This is a genomic window from Hydrogenovibrio sp. 3SP14C1, from assembly GCF_029625905.1.
Classification (GTDB): Bacteria; Pseudomonadota; Gammaproteobacteria; order Thiomicrospirales; family Thiomicrospiraceae; genus Hydrogenovibrio.
In genome coordinates this window covers 68,833-87,623 of record NZ_JARTLM010000010.1, presented here as the reverse complement: position 1 = coordinate 87,623, position 18,791 = coordinate 68,833, and the positions used below count along the sequence as shown (strand labels likewise).

The window sequence follows — 18,791 nt, the reverse complement described above, 5'->3', positions numbered from 1 at the left end:
AAGTGAAGGTAAGCCCCGCATTGAGCGGAAGAAAGATTTTTAGCCAGTGAGTTTTTTTAGATCACCGGCTTTTACACTTAAGCGTTTAAGAAGGATTTTTAAGACTCTGAAGTGTTTTTTTGTGCTTTTTCGAGACGGATATAGCTTTGTAAGATGCCATAAGCCATGGTACCAATTAGGAGTCCGACCAATGCAAAGATACCTGCTATTTTACCTTCCCCAATCATGGCCGGAATGGTTCCCGGACAAGAAGCGGTCATCCCCCAACCAATCCCAAATAACATCGCTCCTGCAATCAATCCTTTTTGATAGGGTTTTTTAACGAAATCGACTTCTGCGCCCGTCGCAATGGCAGTGACATGAAACTTCTTCATGAGAGTGACACCAATCATTGCAATGACAACTGCCATCGCAATGACAATCAAAAGTTGGAAGTCCTGAAATAAAAACATTTTGGCATGATAATCATAGGTCGTTGCGCCAGCATGACTCATAAAGAAACCAAACGCAATTCCCATTAACAAACCGAAAAAGTTATTTCGATACACAAAGCTAAAAGAAACAAGATAAAGCCGAATGCTTTTAATAATCGGTAGTTTATGCATTTTGAGAGTCCTTTAGGTGCCAAATAATAAGTGAGTGGTTAAAAAGGCGCTCATAAAGAAGATTGCCCCTGCTAACAAGCTTGGTGGGTTCATCATTGCACCACCGACTAAAGCATGGCCTGTAGTGCAGGCGCCAGCTAAGCGAGCGCCAAAACCAAGTAAAGCGCCACCAAAAATGAGCCATATTGCCTTGCCAGCCAATGTCTGAGGCAGAATGTCGTTATACATGCCCATATCAAAGCTAAAGTGCCATGGTTCAGGTGATCCAAGCGCGCTAATGAGTCCTCCAATCGGTATGCCTAATAAAAACCAAAGGCGCGAATTATTAATGTTTTTATATTCGCCGGTACGAAAATATTCGACTCGTTTGAACATCATGCCGCAAAAGTTTCCATACCCTGTTGAACATCCTGCGGGTTTTCCCATTAACCAGAAATGGAAAATCACGAATAATCCCATCGCAATTCCAGCAATCCAAGCGCTCCAAACGACAACTTCCATCACTTATCCTAGAATAAAATTGTTTAATTAAGAGTAATTTTAAACATAGAAAAAACATAGTCAAAAAGAGGTTTTTTGGTAGGCTATAGAAAAATTTTATGGAATATAAAAAAAATGAATCAATAATGTTCTTATTAATAAGTAATTGTTATTAAAGAATAATTGAGTTTTAGTTTATTTGATTATGTTTGCCTGTCTATAAAATCGATTTGTAGAAATTTTTTCAAGGCATAAAAATAATTATTGCTGTCAGTCAACGGAAATGCTTCAGGAAAAAATAAGCTGTGATTCTCTAAGAACCATTCCTTTAATTTCAGTATGTTATGTCAAATAACGATTTTTTTATAGGCCGACAACCTATTAGGGTAATGGCCGCCAAGTGTATGCGAATCAACTTTGAATAAGTTGACTAAGAATATATGACCGAGTAATGGTAGGTTCTATAAAAGTATTTCAATTAGAACGGTAATGCACACTCAACTATATGAGTCAATAATCCGGTAACCAACACTAGGTTCCGTTTCAATGACATGATTACCTTTTGTCTGGATTTTTTGTCTAAGGCGACCAATTACAACTCTCAAATAATGAGTGTCTTCAGTGTGTGAATCTCCCCAATGTCTTCTGAGTAAGTAAGTTTTTGTAACTACTTGTCCAGGGTGCTCCATCAACGTTTTGAGCACAAGATATTCTTTTCGAGTTAATTTGAGCCGTTGGTCTTTGAGATAAACCTGATGTGAAAGGATATCTAATCGAATTGACCCGACCGTTAATTCGGAATCACCTAAAGACTCTTTACCTGGGTGCAATCGTAATAGGTTTCGAACTCTTGCCAAAAATTCCTGAACCCCGAAGGGTTTCGTCATATAATCTTGCGCGCCTAAATCAAGGCAGTTCACTTTTTCTTGCTCACTATCCCGAACGGACAACACAATGATCGGGATATTTGAGAATTGACGGATTTGTGAAATCACCTCTTTTCCATCTAAATCGTTTAAACCCAGATCCAATACCATCAAATCAGGCTGGTTCATCACAACAGACTCAATTCCTTTTTGTCCGGTCTCGGCTTCGAGCACATCATAACCTTGAGCCTTTAAACTCACCCGCAAAAAAAGTCTTATCTGCTTTTCATCATCAATAATGAGTATCTTGGTTTTCAAAATTTATTCTGCTTCTTCTTTAATCGGCAATCGAATCAGTACACTGGTTCCGCCATGAACATTATCTTGGATTTGAATGGTTCCGCCATGGGCTTTGATCATTCCATGACATATGGCAAGCCCTAGCCCGCTTCCGTACGCACTGCGATCACTGCCTTGTCCGGTATAAAACATGTTAAAAACCCGTTGTTTGTCTTGATCAGGAATACCGGTACCTTGATCGGAAACTAAAATTTCAAGTAACTGACCACACAAGCTAACCTTTAAATCTATCTTCGAATCCGGCGGCGAAAACTTAGCGGCATTTTCTAAAAGATTCACCAAGACTTGTTCTATCAACGTGGGTTGAACATAGACTGAAGGTGAGGGGTCGGGAAGCTGAAGATCGATTCGCTCACGTGCTAAAAAATGGTTCGTCTGTTTTAAGCTAGCATAAACAATTTCATTAAAAGATGTCCATTGCTTTTGCAGGTTCAAGCCACCGTGTTCCAGCCGCGTCATATCCAGCAGGTTCTGGATATAACGATTCAATCGCTCACCCTCATTGTATATTGAATCGTATAACGCTGCTTTATCCTCTTGGTTTAACTGATTTTCGAGCGTTTTTAAACTGCTGGCCGCGCCGATAATTGAAGAGAGGGGGGTGCGTAAATCATGTGAGATGGAAGATAATAATGCCGAACGCAACCGTTCTGTTTCCTCTGACATTTGTGATTGAGTCAGCGCTTGAGACAGTTTCACTCTTTGTAAAGCTTGTCCGGTGTGATGGGCCAAGGTTTCGAGCATGCTCGTCAAGCCTGCATCCATCATCAGGCCTGGTGATAATTCAATTGCTAGGATTGCTTCAACTTCATTATTAATTATAACTGGCAGACACTGCCAATTAAGCGCCGATAAGGTTTCAGTGCCGCTCCCACTGATTCGTTTATGTTGTCTAGACCATGAAGCCGCTGCCCAAAGCCTTGAGTCAATGGTGGGCGAAGCCTGTTTTGCACTGTCAGCCAAAATTTTGATTTCGCCGTCTCTTTCCCGGCTACCCAGCCAAACAACGCGCATATTGAGTAAACGCGAAATTTTTTTCACGGTATCCGTCTGCAAGCTCTGTTCATCGCTGGTTGCAGCCAAAGCTCGGTTAAATGACAACAGTTTTTGCGTTTGTTCTGTTGCCAAGCTTAAACCAATCAACTGGTACCGGAGTTTCGCTGCCAACTGACCACCAATCAAGGCCATCAAAAAGAAAAACATGACGGTTAAAAACTCTTCGGCATGAATGATATTAAACGTATACCGCGGCTCGGTGAAAAAAAAGTTATAAACCAACGTCGAAAATACTGCCGCAAAAAGGGCTGGCTTCAAGCCGGTTTTAATCGCTACCCATAATACGGCACCTAAAAAAATCAACGATAAATTCGCCAAGGGCAACCAGCCGGAAATAAAAAATGAGAGGATTGCCGCGAAAGCGACCCCTAAGCTCGCATAAGCAATATCTCGTTTTTTAACCTTGCTTTTGTAGGGTATCCAGGGCCTTAGTTTTTTTTCTGTTGCAATAAAGGTTAAATCAATATCCGGCGCCTCGCGCAACAATCGCCCCCCCATTTTTGACCAACGCCATAACAATTTTGGATGCCGTCCCAAAACAAGCGTTCTAACTTGGGTTTTTCGACAATAGTTTAAAACTTCATCAACAATGCTGTCACCAAATAATAAGCGAGTCTTTCCACCCAAGCGTTCAGCCAAACGAAAACAATGTTCAATATAACGCGTCTTTTCTTCGTGACCTCTTCCCGTTTCAACATGAAGCACGGTCCAGGGCACTTGACGGCGTTCGGCAATTCTTCGCACGGCTCTTATTAAAGATTCACTGCTAGGCTCACCGTCAATGGCGACTAAAATGTTCACGCGTGTTGCTTTGGTTTGTAGGCTCGTATCGCCCAGTGTTTTTCGGACTTCCTGATCAGCTCTATCGGCCACAAGATTGACCGCTAAATCTCTTAATGCGGTTAGATTATTGAGCGAGAAAAAGCCGGCTAATGCTTTTTGTGCCTGCTCCTCTTCATAGACCTTCCCTTCTTTTAATCGGTCAATTAAGGTTTGAGGGTATAGATCAACCAACACAATTTCATCTGCAAGATCTAGCAAGGTATCTGGGACGGTTTCATACATCTTGACCCCAGTAATCGTTTCGACATCGTCTCTTAAGCTTTCAACGTGTTGAATATTGAGCGTGGTCCAAACATCAATCCCACGAGACAATAAATCCTCAATGTCTTGATAGCGGCGTGGATGCAATGCACCTGGACGATTTCTATGTGCCAACTCATCAACCAAAATAATGCCAGGATGGCGCTCAATGGCGGCATGAAGATCAAACTCTTTAAACGCATGCCCATCATGTTTTAACGTCTGCAATGAAATCCTTGGCAACCCCTCTGACATTGCCAAAGTATCTTCTCGCCCATGCGCTTCGACCACCCCAATAACAATATCTCGGTTTTTTTCTTGCGCCTCATGGGCCGCTTGCAGCATGGAGTACGTTTTCCCAACGCCTGGCGCTGCACCCAAAAAAATACGCAGCTTACCTTGTTTAAAATCTTTCTGATTTAAGGCAAGATTGTTTGTAGACGGGGTCATGGTTGAACCTGTTCACTTAAGGTGTCAAGTGCCATATTTAACGCCAGCACATGGACACGAGGCTGGCCTAATACATTAAAAAGCGGCTGTTGAGTGTATTGTCCAACCAGTTCCTGCACGACGGCTTTCGTCAAGTTGCGCGATGTCGCCACCCGCGAAATTTGTATTTCTGCCGCCAAAGGCGAGATATGCGGATCAAGCCCGGAACCGGATGCGGTTAACATGTCAACGGGTATTTCCCCTTTTTGCGCAGTGGTCTGGTCTAGAAGAGCCTTGGCTCGTTCCGCCACCAATGCCTGCAACTCAGGGTTTGACGGAGCCAAATTACTACCGCCCAAGTTAAACGGCTGATAGTCAGCCGCCGAGGGTCTGGAATGAAAATACGCGGGTGAACTGAAGTGTTGTCCCACAGGTTTTGAGCCAACCGCTTTGCCACCAACGTAAATTAAACTGCCGGTTGCTTGGCTCGGAAACAACGTTTGATTCAGTAAAACCGCTATGCCTGGGTAGAGTAGGCCGCACAACGCCATTATAACCAAGACGCCTTGGAAGGGTTTGACGTAGGTCTCTGTTTTTGATTCATAAGTCATCTGTTGCATTTTAAATCTCCTAAAAGCTGATCAGCGCTAGATCAATCAATTTGATTAAAATAAAGGGCAAAATAAAACCACCAACGCCAAAAATAAACAGGTTTTTACTCATTAATAAATGGGTATTAAATGCATGAAAACGCACGCCATGCATGGCAACCGGAATCATGATTAAAATAATCATGGCGTTAGCAATAAGTGCGGACAGAACGATATTTTCGGCACTGGACAGCTGTAAAAAATTTAACTCCGCTATGGCAGGCAAACTGGCACTGAATAAAGCGGGCAAAAGGACAAAATATTTGGCCACATCACTACTGAATGAAAAAGTCGTTAAGGCGCCTCGGGTAATGAGTAGCTGCTTTCCGATTTTGACCAGTTTCGGTAACTTAGCCGGATTCGATTCAAGATCCACAATATTACCCGCTTTACGAGAACCCGCATCACCGGTATTCATCACGATGCCTAGATCCGCTTGTGCTAAGGCGGGCGCATCGTTAATCCCGTCACCCACCATGGCCACGCGATAACCTTTTTGTTGTTGAGCCAGAATATAATCGAGTTTTTTCTCCGGGGTGGCTTCCGCAATAAAATCATCCACCCCAGCGTCCGCGGCAATTGTTGCAGTGGTTAATGGGTTGTCGCCCGTAATCATAATGGTTTGAATGCCTAAAATACGCATGCGTGCCACTTGGAGTTTAATGTCGGGTTTGATGACATCTTTTAATGAAATAATGCCGAGTAATTGATCCTGGTTAGCCACGGCAATGGGCGTGCGTCCTTTACGTGCTAATTTTTCGACTAAGCCTTCGACTTGAGCCTCAAGCTCAGGAGACAAAAATTTATTCTGACTTTTGAGCCATTGAATGACAGACTGAACCGCCCCTTTACGTAAACGAGTTCCATCCTCCAGATCCACACCCGAAAGACGTGTTTCGGCAGAAAACTCTATTACTCGCTTTACATTCGGCTCACCCATGTCAGTGTTTAACGGCGTGATCAGCTCGATAATGGATTGCCCCTCAATCGTTTCATCCTGTAATGAACAGTTATAGGCCGCTTGATAAAAGGTTTGTTTAGGCATGTGCCCAACTTCAAACAATTCATTGGCCCGGCGTTCGCCTGTGGTAATGGTTCCGGTCTTATCCAACAATAAAATATCAATGCTACCCGCCATTTCAACGGCATCTCCCGATTTGGCAAGATAACGATTTTTTAACGCTCGATCCATGCCGGAAATACCAATCGCCGGCAGTAAACCGCCAATCGTGGTTGGAATCAAACACACTAACAGCGCGATCAAAATGGGGGGCGAAAGCTCTAACCCTAAATACTGGCTGGCCGGAATCATCCCCAATACCACCACCAAGGTAACCAAGGTAACTGCATTTAACAAAATGGACAAGGCCATTTCATTCGGTGTTTTTTGCCGTGGTTTATTTTCAACCAATTCCATCAGGTTATCCAATACGCTGGTGCCCACGGGATGCGTCACCTTAATGATTAGCCAATCAGACAAGACTTTTGAACCGGCTGTTACACTGCTCGTCTCACTATCCGCTTGGCGTAAAACCGGAGCCGATTCGCCTGTCACCGCGGATTCATTCAATGTCGCCATCCCTTCGACAATTTCACCATCCAGTGGAATAATATCGTTGGCTTCAACGTAAATTTTATCCCCTCGCTTTAATTGTGTCACCGGCACGGCAGTGGTTTCACCTTGCGAATGCCAAAGTTTAGCGATTCTCTTTTGTTCCTTTTGGATGAGGCGGCTTGCGACAACACGCCCCCTCGTTTTGGCCAGTGCAATGGAAAAATTGGATAGCCAAACCGTTACTAACAGTGTAAGACTGATCGATAAACTGTACCCCCATGCTTGTCCTAGCGCAGCATAGTAGAGTGTTGTCATAAAACTCAGAGTCATCCCAATACCAACCAGGAAAATAATGGGTTGGTTAATCAAACGGTTGGGCATAAAACGATGTAATGAGTCCCAGAAAACTTGCCTCATAGGAACATCTCGCCAGAAAACTTGAGTATTTGTCATTTTCATAATGTATTCCTGATTCTGATATTAATGATTAATTAAGCTGACCCATTCGGCAATCGGCCCAAACACAATAAAGGGTAGATAGCTCAAGAAGGCAAATGCAATCAGTAAGATGATGACCAATGCAAAGGTCGGTGTTTCGATTTGCAAGGATTCACGCGTACTGGGTGTGGCTTTTTTAGACACCAAAGAGACAACCGTTGCCAAAACCAAAAACATGGGCACGAACCGACCTAACAGAATGGTCACGGCCGTGGTCAAATTCCACCAGACACTGTCGTCTCCCAAGCCCTCAAAGCCGCTGCCATTGGTTGCAAAGGCCGAAGTATATTCATAGATGACTTGTGTGACGCCGTGATATCCTGGGTTGGAAATGCCTGACAAGGCGGGCATGGCTAAGGTCAAGCCGCTAAAAACCAATAACACGAACGGTTGTAACATGAACACCATGGCCAACAGTTTCATTTCATGGCCTTCAAGCGGTTTGTTCATAAAGCTGGCCGTTCGGCCAATCAATAAGGATCCTAAAAAAGCGGCCAACATCATATAAGCTAAAAATAAAACCAATCCAAATCCAATGCCGCCAAAAATAGCCCCAACCAGCATATTACTCATGACCACGAGCCCACCGATTGGGTTAAAGCTGTCGTGCATACCATTGACCGAACCGTTACCCGTTTGCGTGGCCCAAGCCCCCCAAAGCGCGGTGGCGGTTTCACCGATGCGTACTTCTTTACCCTCCATGTTGGCTTGATGACTCCATTCAGCCGTCGCAGCATTGGGTTGGTTTTCTGAGTAGATCGCTAAAGAACTCGAAACAACCGACAAACTGAGCATTACGCCCATTACCACGGTGGCCAGTTTTTTCCGCCCTGAGAAATACCCCAAAGCAAACACTAGGGCCATTGGAATGAGCATAATGGCCATCGCCTCAAAAAAGTTACTGATGGCGGTTGGATTTTCAAGCGGAACCGCACTGTTTGCACCGTACCAACCCCCACCATTGGTACCCAGTTGCTTAATGGCAACCATTGGGCTTACTGGGCCAAGCGGGATGGCTTGCTCTTCAGATGATTCAAGCGTTTCAACTTGTGCGGCTGCTTGATAACTGGACGGAACCCCTTGGCTTGTCAATATAACGGATAGAATGAAGGCTAAAGGGATAAGCAATCGAACAATGGCTCTGATCATATCTTGATAGAAATTTCCGACCAGACCCTGTTCCACGTTTTCTTTCGTTTTAAACAGAACACGCAAAATCGCAAATAAAATCGCGATTCCGGCGGCGGGTGCGACAAACTGCATGGTGACTAACCCGGTGCCTTGCGCTAAGTGAGACAGTTGTGCTTGCCCGGAATAATGTTGTTGATCCGCATTGCCTAAAAAAGACAAGGCGGTATGCAAAGCCAAGTCCCAGCTCATGTTTGGAATTTGGTCGGGATTCAGAAATAAATGCCCCTGAAACCGTAGAATTAAAAACACCACTAAGGCCAAAAAAGCATGAAAAATAATTAGAATCTTAAAGTAGTGCTTCCAATGCATATCAACATTTGGATTGACTCCCATCAGCTTGTAAACACCTTTTTCAATCGGTAAAAAAACTCGATCCAAGGGCGCGGAACCCGTTTGATAAATTCGTGCAATATACAACCCTAATGGCCATGCCAATAGTAATGTAACTAAGTAAATAAGAATGACTTCATTCATGGTTTCACGCCCCTCCCAGGCACATGTTAAATTTGTAGCTATAGAATAGACGAAAGAGGTATAAAAATTCTATTGGTAACGTAGGCGTTAAGCGTAAAATTTACGTAAAAATTTAGATTCCTATCTTAAGCTTGATCAAAACGACATTATTTAAAATGGCTGTACCATTGCATTAGGTGATTTTATTTTTAAGCAAAAACAGGTGCCTTTGATTAAGTTGGATGTTCAGTATGTCAAATTAGAGAACTTGCCGGTGTTGTTTAATAAAGTGAAAAAAGTGACCCAAGCAAAAATCGTCGCTGAGCGAGCCGAAAGCAAAGAGATGTTTGACGCGTGTAAAAACGCCGGAGCAGATTATTTTCAGGGGTATTTATTTGCCAAGCTCTAAATTATCACGGGGTAGCAACTCAGTGTGAACCAATTGAATTTGATGCAGTTACTTGAAAAGATTGCGAATGAAAATATTAACTTGGATGAGCTGGTCAATGTCATTGAAAAAGATGTGGGGTTGTCACATAAGTTAATGAAATTTTCTGAGCAGTACCGAAATGCAAGAATGCCGGCTTTACAGTTTAAAAGAAGTCATGCGTTTGTTTGGATTAAAGCGGGTACAGTCGTGGGCGAAGATGTTGTCGCTTGCGGCATTAAACGATGGTTTACCTGAACTGTTTAATCTTGCAAGAGTGCGAGCGATTTTTATGCGCCGATTAGCTCAAAATAAAGGCTTAACGAATGTTGACAGTTATTATTTAGCCGGACTTTTTTCGTTGCTGGATACCCTGATAGGAAAAGCGTTGGAAGAGCTTTTGTCACAGTTACCTATCAATGATGCGATAAAAATAAGTTTCGTTGATGAACAGGGCGTTTATGGTGAGCTTTTGACAATCGCGCAAGGCTACGAAAGTATTGCTGTGGACGTTGAAGAACCAGGGTTGGCAACGCCTTATTTTGAAGCCCTTGCAGAGGCCTCAAAACAAACGATTTAACTGTTGGTTTCCGAGGATAACCGAATTAGTTCGCAAAATCTTCAGGATCGTACCCTAAGTTCGGTGCCAGCCATTTTTCGGCTTCTTCAATCGACCAGCCTTTGCGAACGGCATAGTCTTCCACTTGATCTCGACCAATTGATCCGACGCCGAAATAACGCGATTCTGGGTGGGCAAAATAGGTTCCTGAAACGGCGGCAGTCGGTGTCATGGCAAAACTTTCAGTGATTTCCAATCCGATTGCCTCATCCGGTTTGATTAAATCCCAGAGAATGCCTTTTTCGGTATGATCCGGGCAGGCAGGGTAACCAGCGGCTGGGCGAATACCTTGATAGCGTTCACGAATGATGTCTTCGTTTTCAAGCTGTTCATCGGGCGCATAGCCCCAATCTTCCTTACGAACAATTTCATGCAACGTTTCGGCAAAGGCTTCAGCAAATCGATCCGCGAGTGCTTTCAGCATAATGGAATGATAGTCATCATATTCTTTCTCAAAGCGCGTAATATGTTCTTCAATACCAATACCCGCCGTGACCGCAAAGAAACCAATATAGTCCGCGACACCGCTTTCTTTGGGTGCGATAAAGTCTGAAAGACAGTTGTTGGCACCGCCACGCTTTTTCTCGGCTTGTTGACGTAAATGATGGAAGGTATGAAGCACTTCAGTTCGACTTTCATCTGTGTAGACTTCGATATCATCCCCAACGCGGTTGGCGGGGTAGAATCCATACACGGCTTTGGCCGTCAGCCATTTTTCATCAATAATGGTTTTCAGTAATGCTTGGGCATCGGCAAACACTTTGCGCGCTTCTTCTCCCACCACTTTGTCATCTAAAATTCTCGGATAAAGGCCATGCAGTTCCCAGGATTGGAAGAACGGTGACCAGTCAAAGCGTTCAAGCAGTCTTTCCAAAGGGAAGTTCTCAAGCACTTTGGTGCCGAGGAAGCTTGGCTTAACCGGTGTGTAATTCTCCCAGGCCTGGTCATTTAACGCCGGATTCAATCGAGCTTGCTTAATCGGGATACGTTTAACCTGCTTGGCGCGAGCCTTACGTTCTTCTCGGACTTGTTCATAGTCGGCTTTGATTTTAGCGGCAAACGTTTCTTTCAAATCATTTGAAATTAAGCTTTGTGCGACCCCAACGGCACGAGAGGCATCCTTTACATAAACCACTGGGTGATCATACTGAGGTTCGATTTTGACGGCTGTATGTGCTTTGGATGTAGTGGCACCGCCAATTAATAAAGGAAGGTTCATGCCGCGTTCCTGCATCAGTTTGGCGACATTGACCATCTCTTCGAGAGAAGGGGTGATGAGGCCTGATAGCCCGATGACATTGGCATTTTGTTCAATGGCGGTGTCGAGGATTTTTTCAGCAGGCACCATGACCCCCAAGTCGATGACTTCGAAGTTATTACATTGCAGCACGACGCCGACAATGTTTTTACCGATATCGTGTACATCGCCCTTAACGGTGGCCATGACAATTTTCCCCTGAACCTGTCCGGCTGATTTTTCCGCTTCCAGATACGGATCAAGGTATGCCACCGCGCGCTTCATGACGCGTGCCGATTTTACCACCTGAGGGAGAAACATCTTCCCGGAGCCGAATAAATCGCCAACGACATTCATGCCGTCCATTAATGGTCCTTCAATCACGTTAATCGGTGCGCCTAGCTTTTGATAGGCTTCTTCAGTATCGGCTTCAATGTAGTCAGTGATGCCTTTCACCAAAGAATGTTCCAATCGTTTTTCAACAGTGGTTTCGCGCCAAGCGGTATCGGTGACTTTGGAAGCGGCTTGACCGTCGCCTCGGTATTCTTCAGCCACTTCCAATAAACGTTCTCCCGTGTCAGGGTCTTTATTGAGGATGACGTCCTCAACCGCCACACGCAGTTTTTCCGGCAGATCGTCATAAATCGCCATTTGGCCGGCATTCACGATCCCCATATCCATGCCTTCTTTGATGGCATAGTATAAAAAGACCGAGTGAATGGCTTCTCGTACCGGGTTATTGCCACGGAAAGAGAAAGAGACATTGGACACCCCACCGGAAATTTTCGCATAAGGCAGGTTGTGTTTGATCCAGGTGACCGCATTGATAAAGTCCAGACCATAGTTATTATGCTCTTCAATCCCGGTCGCGACGGCGAAGATGTTAGGATCAAAAATGATGTCTTGGGGTAAAAAGCCCACTTTTTGCGTCAGAACATTATAAGAACGTTCACAAATTTCAATTTTTCGCTTTAGGGTGTCGGCCTGGCCGTCTTCGTCAAAAGCCATCACAATGGCCGCGGCGCCATATTTTTTGACCAGCTTGGCTTGCTGGATAAAGGCGTCTTCACCTTCCTTCAACGAAATGGAATTCACTACGCCTTTGCCTTGGATGCATTTTAAGCCGGCTTCAATCACCTCCCATTTAGAGGAGTCAATCATAATCGGAACACGAGAGGCTTCAGGCTCGGAAGCCAGCAGGTTCAAAAATTTCACCATACAGGCTTTTGCGTCCAACATCCCTTCATCCATATTGACATCGATGATTTGAGCGCCGTCTTCCACTTGTTTCACCGCAATATCAATGGCTTCGTTGTAGTTTTCTTCGATAATCAAGCGCTTGAATTTAGCGGATCCAGTGACATTATTACGCTCCCCAACATTTACAAACAAACTATTGTCATCTATGTTGAGTGGCTCCAGACCGGATAAACGGCAAGCAGGCGCAATTTTAGGCAAGGCACGGGCAGGGTGCGCTAATGCAGCGTTCGCCATGGCTTCGACATGATCTGGCGTGGTGCCGCAACAACCACCGATTATATTTAACCAGCCTTTTTCAGCCCAAATGGCAATTTCGTGCGCCATTTGCTCAGGAGTTTCATCGTACTCTCCAAATTCGTTCGGAAGGCCGGCATTTGGATGCACGGAAACATAGGTCTCGCAGACACGGCTAAGTTCTTCTACATACTGACGAAGTTCTTGTGGCCCTAAGGCACAATTTAAACCAATTGATAAAGGCTGGGCATGAGCAATGGCGTTATAAAACGCTTCGGTGGTTTGCCCTGAAAGAGTGCGGCCAGAGGCATCGGTGATTGTGCCGGAAAGCATAATGGGTACTTCGTAACCGATTTCTTCCTCAACGTCCTTTACCGCAAAAATAGCGGCTTTGGCATTCAGAGTATCAAAAATAGTTTCGATCAGGATAACATCGGTGCCCCCTTCTAATAGGGCATGTGTGGCTTGCTTGTAAGCAGTCACTAACTCGTCAAAATGGGTGTTTCGTTTACCAGGATCATTTACGTCTGGTGAAATCGAGGCAGTTCGATTTGTTGGTCCCAGCACGCCGGCCACGAAACGGGGCTTTCCATCTTCTTTTTCAGCGATTTCACAAGCTTCTCGGGCGACGGTTGCCGCGGCGATATTAAGTTCGGTGACGATGTCCTGCATGTCATAGTCGGCTTGAGCAATGGTGGTGGCATTGAAAGAATTCGTTTCAATGATGTCTGCCCCTTGGCGTAAAAACGCCAAGTGAATATCCCGAATCATTGTGGGCTGTGTCATGGCCAAGATATCATTATTGCCCTTGATATCCATGTGATAGTCGGAAAAGCGTTCTCCGCGAAAGTCTTCTTCGCTGAGTTTTAGGTCTTGAACCATCGTCCCCATTGCTCCATCCAGCACCACGATACGCTGGCTGAGTAAACTTCTTAATTGAGCAATTCTGGTTGGGCGATTTTCAAATTCGGACATAACACTTCTTCTAAGGCAATGAAAAAGCGATATTTTAACATAATTCAAACCAGCGCATCATAAGGAGTCGAAGGCTTAAATCCTCTGCTTTTATTAAGGTTTTTTGGAAAAAATGCCCAGGCCTGGTTATTTTTAAGGGAAATAACGTCATCATCGGGTGTCTGTTTTGGTTTGTTGCTGGCGACAGCGTTGGGATAAATGCTTTAGTCGATTTATTGTTGCGGTGGGGTTTGTTATAATTTGCCGTTAATGTCACGCCTTTTATAACGATAAGAAATCATAAGCCATGTTGTGCCAAACCTATCCTGAGACTTACGCGGAGCAATTCGCGGAAAAAAACCACCGTTTAGAGCAGTTGCTGGGGGATTTACCGAATTTTGAAGCATTTGCTTCTGACCCAGAACATTATCGTGCTCGCGCCGAGTTTAGGGTGTGGCATGAAGGTGATCAATCCAATTACATTATGTTTGATCAAACCAGCAAAGAAAAAGTGATTATCCAAAACTGTCCTATGGCGTTGGAGTCGATTGCAACGTTAATGCCTAAATTGATGACTGACATTGAACAAATCCCTGTTTTAAGACAGAAATTATTTCAAGTGGATTTCTTAGCAACACTGAGCGGCGAAATGCTGGTGACGTTAATTTATCGAAAATCCTTACAAGAAAAAACCGATACGGGGGTTGAGGATGATGTTGCTTGGGTTGGAGCGGCGAATGCTTTGCGAGATCGGTTGCCGATTACTCATGTGATTGGTCGCGCCCGTAAACAAAAGATTTGCTTGGATAAGGACTATGTTGTCGAAAAACTTCAGGTAGATGATCAAATCTTTACTTACCAGCAGATTGAAAACAGTTTTACTCAACCGAATGCCAAAATGGCTCAGAATATGTTGCATTGGGCTCGCAAAATGGCGGCGAAAGCAAATCCCGACCGACAAAAAGATCTTATCGAACTCTATTGCGGGAATGGTCATTTTTCAATTGCCTTGTCAGATCGGTTTCATCGTGTATTGGCCACCGAGATTTCCAGAACTTCCGTGGCATCGGCGCAGTTCAATATGGATGCCAATCAGGTCGAGAATGTGACGGTTGTGAAAATGGCAGCCGAAGAAATTTCAGCCGCGTTGCAAGGAACATCGTTTTTTCGATTAAAAGATATTGATTTAAAGGCTTATGACTTTAATACGATTTTTGTCGATCCGCCACGTTCAGGGCTTGATGATTTGACTCGCCAAATGGTGACCGAATTTGAGTATATTATCTATATCTCTTGTAACCCAGAGACCTTGGCAGTTGACCTGGAAGCAATTAAACGAACGCATGAAGTGATGGAAACAGCTTTATTTGACCAGTTCCCTTATACTCATCATATTGAAAGCGGTGTATTTTTAAAAAGGAAACCCAAATGATTTTAGCTTGGATTGGTGCGCTCTTTATTGGTTTAAGTCTTGGTTTATTAGGCTCTGGTGGTTCTATTTTAACGGTGCCCGTCTTGGTTTATGTGGTGGGTCAAGACCCAAAAGTCGCTATTGCTGGCTCCTTGATGATTGTTGGTATCATCAGTGTCTTTTCGGCACTGCCGTATGCTAGACAAGGGTTGGTGAAATGGCGAACGGTCTTTATTTTTGGGATTCCTGGTATGTTAGGTGCCTTTATGGGAGCTTGGGGCGCGCATTATGTTTCAAGCGCTGTGCAAATGTTAATTTTTGCCGCGTTATTGTTGTCAGCCGCTTACCTGATGTTTAGACCGGTGAAGCTTGATGGAGAGGATTCAACGCAACAACGTGCTATTTATAAAATTGCTTTAGATGGGTTAGCAGTAGGTGCCGTGACAGGGCTGGTTGGTGTCGGCGGTGGTTTTCTGATTATTCCCGCATTGGTATTGCTCGGTGGTTTGTCCATGCGTTTGGCGGTTGGAACCAGTTTGGTGATTATTGCCGCTAAATCTTTTGTCGGGTTTTATGAATATCTGCATGTTTTGGAGTCGCTGTCTTTGTCGATTGACTGGCATATTATTGGTATGTTCTCTGCCATTGGTATTGTAGGGGGGTGGCTCGGTCATCGTGTGAGTAGCCGTGTTGATCAAGCGATGCTGAAGCGCATCTTTGCGATTTTCTTGGTCATAATGGGGGCGTATATTTTATACAAAAATATGCCATCCCTTTTCTAGAAAGGATGCTGATGATCTGGCGCACGCTCATTGTCTCGTTAACTTTTATCAGTACAGGCCTGATGGCTTCTTCAGTCTCTGCCGGTCAAATCACTGTTCAGTTAGATAATGACGTTGTATTTGGTACCGATCGACAGTATACCGGCGGCTTTGTAGTTCGCTGGACAGACGATCAAATTGCGCTCGTTGATGCATTGATTTCCCCTTTTGAAGGACTTTTGCCGGATAAAAACATTGCCGGTTACAAGCAAGCCGACCAATTAACGGTGGGTACGGAGCTTTATACGTTGCAACAAAAAACCGAACACGGCAATGAAACCGTCAGCAACTCCGCTTGGACTCATGTCGACTGGCGTCGCTTTTATTGGTATGGAAAGAATCAATCCATTCTCGATTTTCGAGCCGGTTGGATTGGCCCGAGTAGCGGTGGGCGACAAATTCAAAATGCCATTCATCAGGTAATTGGAAATGACAACGCTTCAGGTTGGGATAGACAAGTGCCTGATCAACCGACACTGCAAGTTGGATTTGAAAATAGACATACTGTTTTTACCACAAAAGATGAACGCTTCAGGCTTGTGCATTCTTTATCTGGCGTGGTCGGGTCGCCCCAAATTTATGCCGCAGCCGGAGTCGGTATGCAATACGGTGTTGATATGAAAGCGGTAATGAGTTTTAACCGCTTAAATCATATTGTCGCTCCGGAAAAAGGATTTGGTTGGTTGATTTTTGTTGATGCCTCGGCTCGATATGAAGCCTACAACGCTTTTCGAGATGGACGTTTATTTGTCGATGAAAAAACTTCACTGAAACCCGCAAATGATTTGATTCCATCGGTGCAGTATGGCGCTGGCTTTGTTTATAATGAGGTTTCAGTGGTATTTTCTGGCAGTTCTTTTGGTAAGTTTTATCGAGAGCAAACGGAGGACATTTTCCGTTTTGCATCATTGATTATTTCTTTTCCGGTGTAGCGCCTTTTAATTAAAGGATTGAATACCACCGTTATAAAGACCATCTTGTCCAATCCAAAAAATTAAATCGGACTGTTTTGAACGTCGTTTGACGACTAGGGATTCTGGCTTTCCAATAGAATGGGGGACGGTTTTTAATTTCGGTAGCATTGTTAATTGCGTTTTGCCATCCCATGCATGGATATGGTAATCATTAGGTAAATGATTGACGGGGCCGGATAGCAGGTAGACGGTTCCTTCAAAGGTCATCATGTCTCGAATACCCAGTCCACCAAGGTTGACCAACTTTAATTTAGACGCTTGTACCGCGAATTTTTTATCGTTCATTTTCAATTTTAAGATGGGTACTAAGTCACCTCTTAAAACCGGCCCTCTGAAACCAATGAATAAGTGGTTTCCACGTACGGCAATACCTTCAATATCGACACCATTTTCTTTGCTAGGAAGCGCCGTAAAAGGACTGAGAAGTGGGAAACTTTTTATAATCAGCATCAATGAGAGCGACTCTATTTGACGCACTTTCAGTTGATCATCCAGCCGGACTCGAAATAGTTGGTTGCGCGCCGGTTCGTCATGAATCTGACTGAGGCGTTTAAGGTTCTTTTTATTAGAAAAATCGGCTTTGATTTTTTTTCGTTTTTTAGAATGTGAGCCAACAGCATACAAGTAAGGTTCCTGCCAGGCTAACCCTTCAATATCCAACTCGTCTTTTCCTGATGAGAGGACGATTCTATTACTTGTCCGCGCAATGAACTGATGCTTTTGGCGCGGTAAAATTTGAATGGCTGTTCCTTCATCTGTTGCGAGAGCCATGAAGTCATCTGTTATTACCATACCACTGATATTGTTAGGATCGATGGAAAGTTTCCCTTTGATGAAAATAGAGTCAATGTTAGCAGGTGAAGCTGAACTTAAGCAGGGAATGAGCAGCCCGAGTATTAAGCAAATAACTAGGTTAGGGGGAGTCATCTTAAAAAGCCTTTTCGGTCGCATTCATATCAATCATGATTAAGATTATAGTGTGAATACAATAAAAGGTGTGACATTGTATGAGTATAAAAGGAAAGAACTCAGCACCCTTTTGTATGGTGCTGAGCGGGTTGGGTTAGCCTTTAATAAAGCGTAAATAATTATCCATAATATGTAATTGCTGCCCAGGTTGTCCTGTGAATCCAAGCATTTCCGCTTTACTGATGATTTTTCCAAAAAGCACTTCTTCTTCGTGCTGTTCAGCAATAAACCATTCAATGAAGTTAAAAGTCGTATAGTCCTGTAACTCAAAAGCCGTTTTTGCAAGATGATTAATCATCTCAGTGACTTTTAATTCATGCTGATAGGCGGCATTAATAACATCCATTAAGTTGTCGAATTCACTCGGTGGTTCTTCAATGGCTCCAATCTTAACGGGAAGACTACACTCGGACATATAATCAAAAACCTTATCCATATGCGTGCGCTCTTCCATGCTGTGGCCCCGGAAGAAAAGGGCCGCACCTTCTAATCCCGCATTTTCGCACCAGGCGCTGAGTTGGAGGTAAACGCTGGATGCATAATATTCAGCATTGACTTGTTTATTTAGTAGGGTTGCAATCTCAGGTTTAAGCATCATGTAGCCTCCTGTTTTTTTGCGTTAAGAATTATTTCAGAATTGAAATAAAGTTAACTTCATT

16 protein-coding genes are annotated in these 18,791 nt (G+C 44.0%); 6 read left to right on the top strand and 10 right to left on the bottom strand.

The genetic code is table 11. The features are described 5' to 3' along the window. Positions 1-98 precede the first annotated feature (98 nt). The 7 genes from P8629_RS09630 to kdpA all read right to left on the bottom strand — a co-directional run bounded on the left by P8629_RS09630 (position 99) and on the right by kdpA (position 9,247). Positions 99-605, bottom strand: a complete 507-nt coding sequence (locus tag P8629_RS09630; RefSeq protein ID WP_278165920.1) for a DUF6691 family protein — start codon at positions 603-605, stop codon at positions 99-101. A 12-nt stretch (positions 606-617) separates the two neighbouring features. Then, positions 618-1,106, bottom strand: coding sequence for a YeeE/YedE family protein (locus P8629_RS09625; protein ID WP_278165919.1), 489 nt, complete (start codon positions 1,104-1,106; stop codon positions 618-620). Between the two features lie 476 nt (positions 1,107-1,582). Further along, on the bottom strand, positions 1,583-2,269 hold the full coding sequence (locus tag P8629_RS09620; protein WP_278165918.1) for a response regulator: 687 nt from the start codon (positions 2,267-2,269) through the stop codon (positions 1,583-1,585). A 3-nt stretch (positions 2,270-2,272) separates the two neighbouring features. After that, the gene (locus P8629_RS09615) at positions 2,273-4,900 is read right to left on the bottom strand and encodes a sensor histidine kinase (protein WP_278165917.1); all 2,628 of its coding nucleotides are present in this window, start codon (positions 4,898-4,900) and stop codon (positions 2,273-2,275) included. Continuing rightward, on the bottom strand, positions 4,897-5,499 hold the full coding sequence (gene kdpC, locus P8629_RS09610) for a potassium-transporting ATPase subunit KdpC (RefSeq protein WP_278165916.1): 603 nt from the start codon (positions 5,497-5,499) through the stop codon (positions 4,897-4,899). Before kdpC ends, P8629_RS09615 begins: the two co-directional genes overlap by 4 nt. A 10-nt stretch (positions 5,500-5,509) precedes the next feature. Beyond that, the gene (gene kdpB, locus P8629_RS09605) at positions 5,510-7,543 is read right to left on the bottom strand and encodes a potassium-transporting ATPase subunit KdpB (RefSeq protein ID WP_278165915.1); all 2,034 of its coding nucleotides are present in this window, start codon (positions 7,541-7,543) and stop codon (positions 5,510-5,512) included. Between the two features lie 21 nt (positions 7,544-7,564). After that, positions 7,565-9,247 carry a potassium-transporting ATPase subunit KdpA gene (kdpA, locus tag P8629_RS09600; protein ID WP_278165914.1) on the bottom strand — a complete coding sequence of 561 codons (1,683 nt, stop codon included), beginning with the start codon at positions 9,245-9,247 and terminating at the stop codon, positions 7,565-7,567. A 202-nt stretch (positions 9,248-9,449) separates the two neighbouring features. On the opposite strand from kdpA, the gene P8629_RS09595 reads away from it, so the two are divergent. From P8629_RS09595 to P8629_RS09585, 3 genes are read left to right on the top strand one after another with little or no spacing between them, the layout of a single operon-like run. Further along, positions 9,450-9,635, top strand: a complete 186-nt coding sequence (locus tag P8629_RS09595) for a hypothetical protein (protein ID WP_278165913.1) — start codon at positions 9,450-9,452, stop codon at positions 9,633-9,635. Between the two features lie 24 nt (positions 9,636-9,659). After that, positions 9,660-9,911, top strand: a complete 252-nt coding sequence (locus P8629_RS09590; protein ID WP_278165912.1) for a hypothetical protein — start codon at positions 9,660-9,662, stop codon at positions 9,909-9,911. A 34-nt stretch (positions 9,912-9,945) separates the two neighbouring features. Further along, positions 9,946-10,233, top strand: coding sequence for a hypothetical protein (locus tag P8629_RS09585; RefSeq protein ID WP_278165911.1), 288 nt, complete (start codon positions 9,946-9,948; stop codon positions 10,231-10,233). A gap of 25 nt (positions 10,234-10,258) precedes the next feature. Here P8629_RS09585 and metH read toward each other — a convergent pair whose 3' ends face one another. Further along, a complete protein-coding gene (gene metH, locus P8629_RS09580) occupies positions 10,259-13,978 on the bottom strand; it encodes a methionine synthase (RefSeq protein WP_278165910.1) in 3,720 nt (1,239 codons plus the stop codon). Between the two features lie 286 nt (positions 13,979-14,264). Here metH and trmA point away from each other — a divergent pair, with 286 nt between their 5' ends. Genes trmA through P8629_RS09565 form a run of 3 tightly spaced genes read left to right on the top strand, consistent with a single transcriptional unit; the run spans position 14,265 to position 17,121 of the window. Next, complete coding sequence (gene trmA, locus P8629_RS09575) at positions 14,265-15,389, top strand: tRNA (uridine(54)-C5)-methyltransferase TrmA (RefSeq protein ID WP_278165909.1); 1,125 nt, start codon at positions 14,265-14,267, stop codon at positions 15,387-15,389. Next, positions 15,386-16,150 (top strand): sulfite exporter TauE/SafE family protein, encoded by a 765-nt coding sequence (locus P8629_RS09570; protein ID WP_278165908.1) that lies wholly within the window; start codon positions 15,386-15,388, stop codon positions 16,148-16,150. The genes trmA and P8629_RS09570 overlap by 4 nt, the downstream gene beginning before the upstream one ends. An 11-nt stretch (positions 16,151-16,161) precedes the next feature. Next, positions 16,162-17,121, top strand: coding sequence for a lipid A deacylase LpxR family protein (locus P8629_RS09565; protein WP_278165907.1), 960 nt, complete (start codon positions 16,162-16,164; stop codon positions 17,119-17,121). A 6-nt stretch (positions 17,122-17,127) separates the two neighbouring features. On the opposite strand, the gene P8629_RS09560 is transcribed toward P8629_RS09565, so the two are convergent. Continuing rightward, complete coding sequence (locus P8629_RS09560; RefSeq protein WP_278165965.1) at positions 17,128-17,955, bottom strand: DUF3616 domain-containing protein; 828 nt, start codon at positions 17,953-17,955, stop codon at positions 17,128-17,130. A 271-nt stretch (positions 17,956-18,226) separates the two neighbouring features. Continuing rightward, positions 18,227-18,730, bottom strand: a complete 504-nt coding sequence (locus P8629_RS09555; protein WP_278165906.1) for a ferritin — start codon at positions 18,728-18,730, stop codon at positions 18,227-18,229. Positions 18,731-18,791 lie beyond the last annotated feature (61 nt).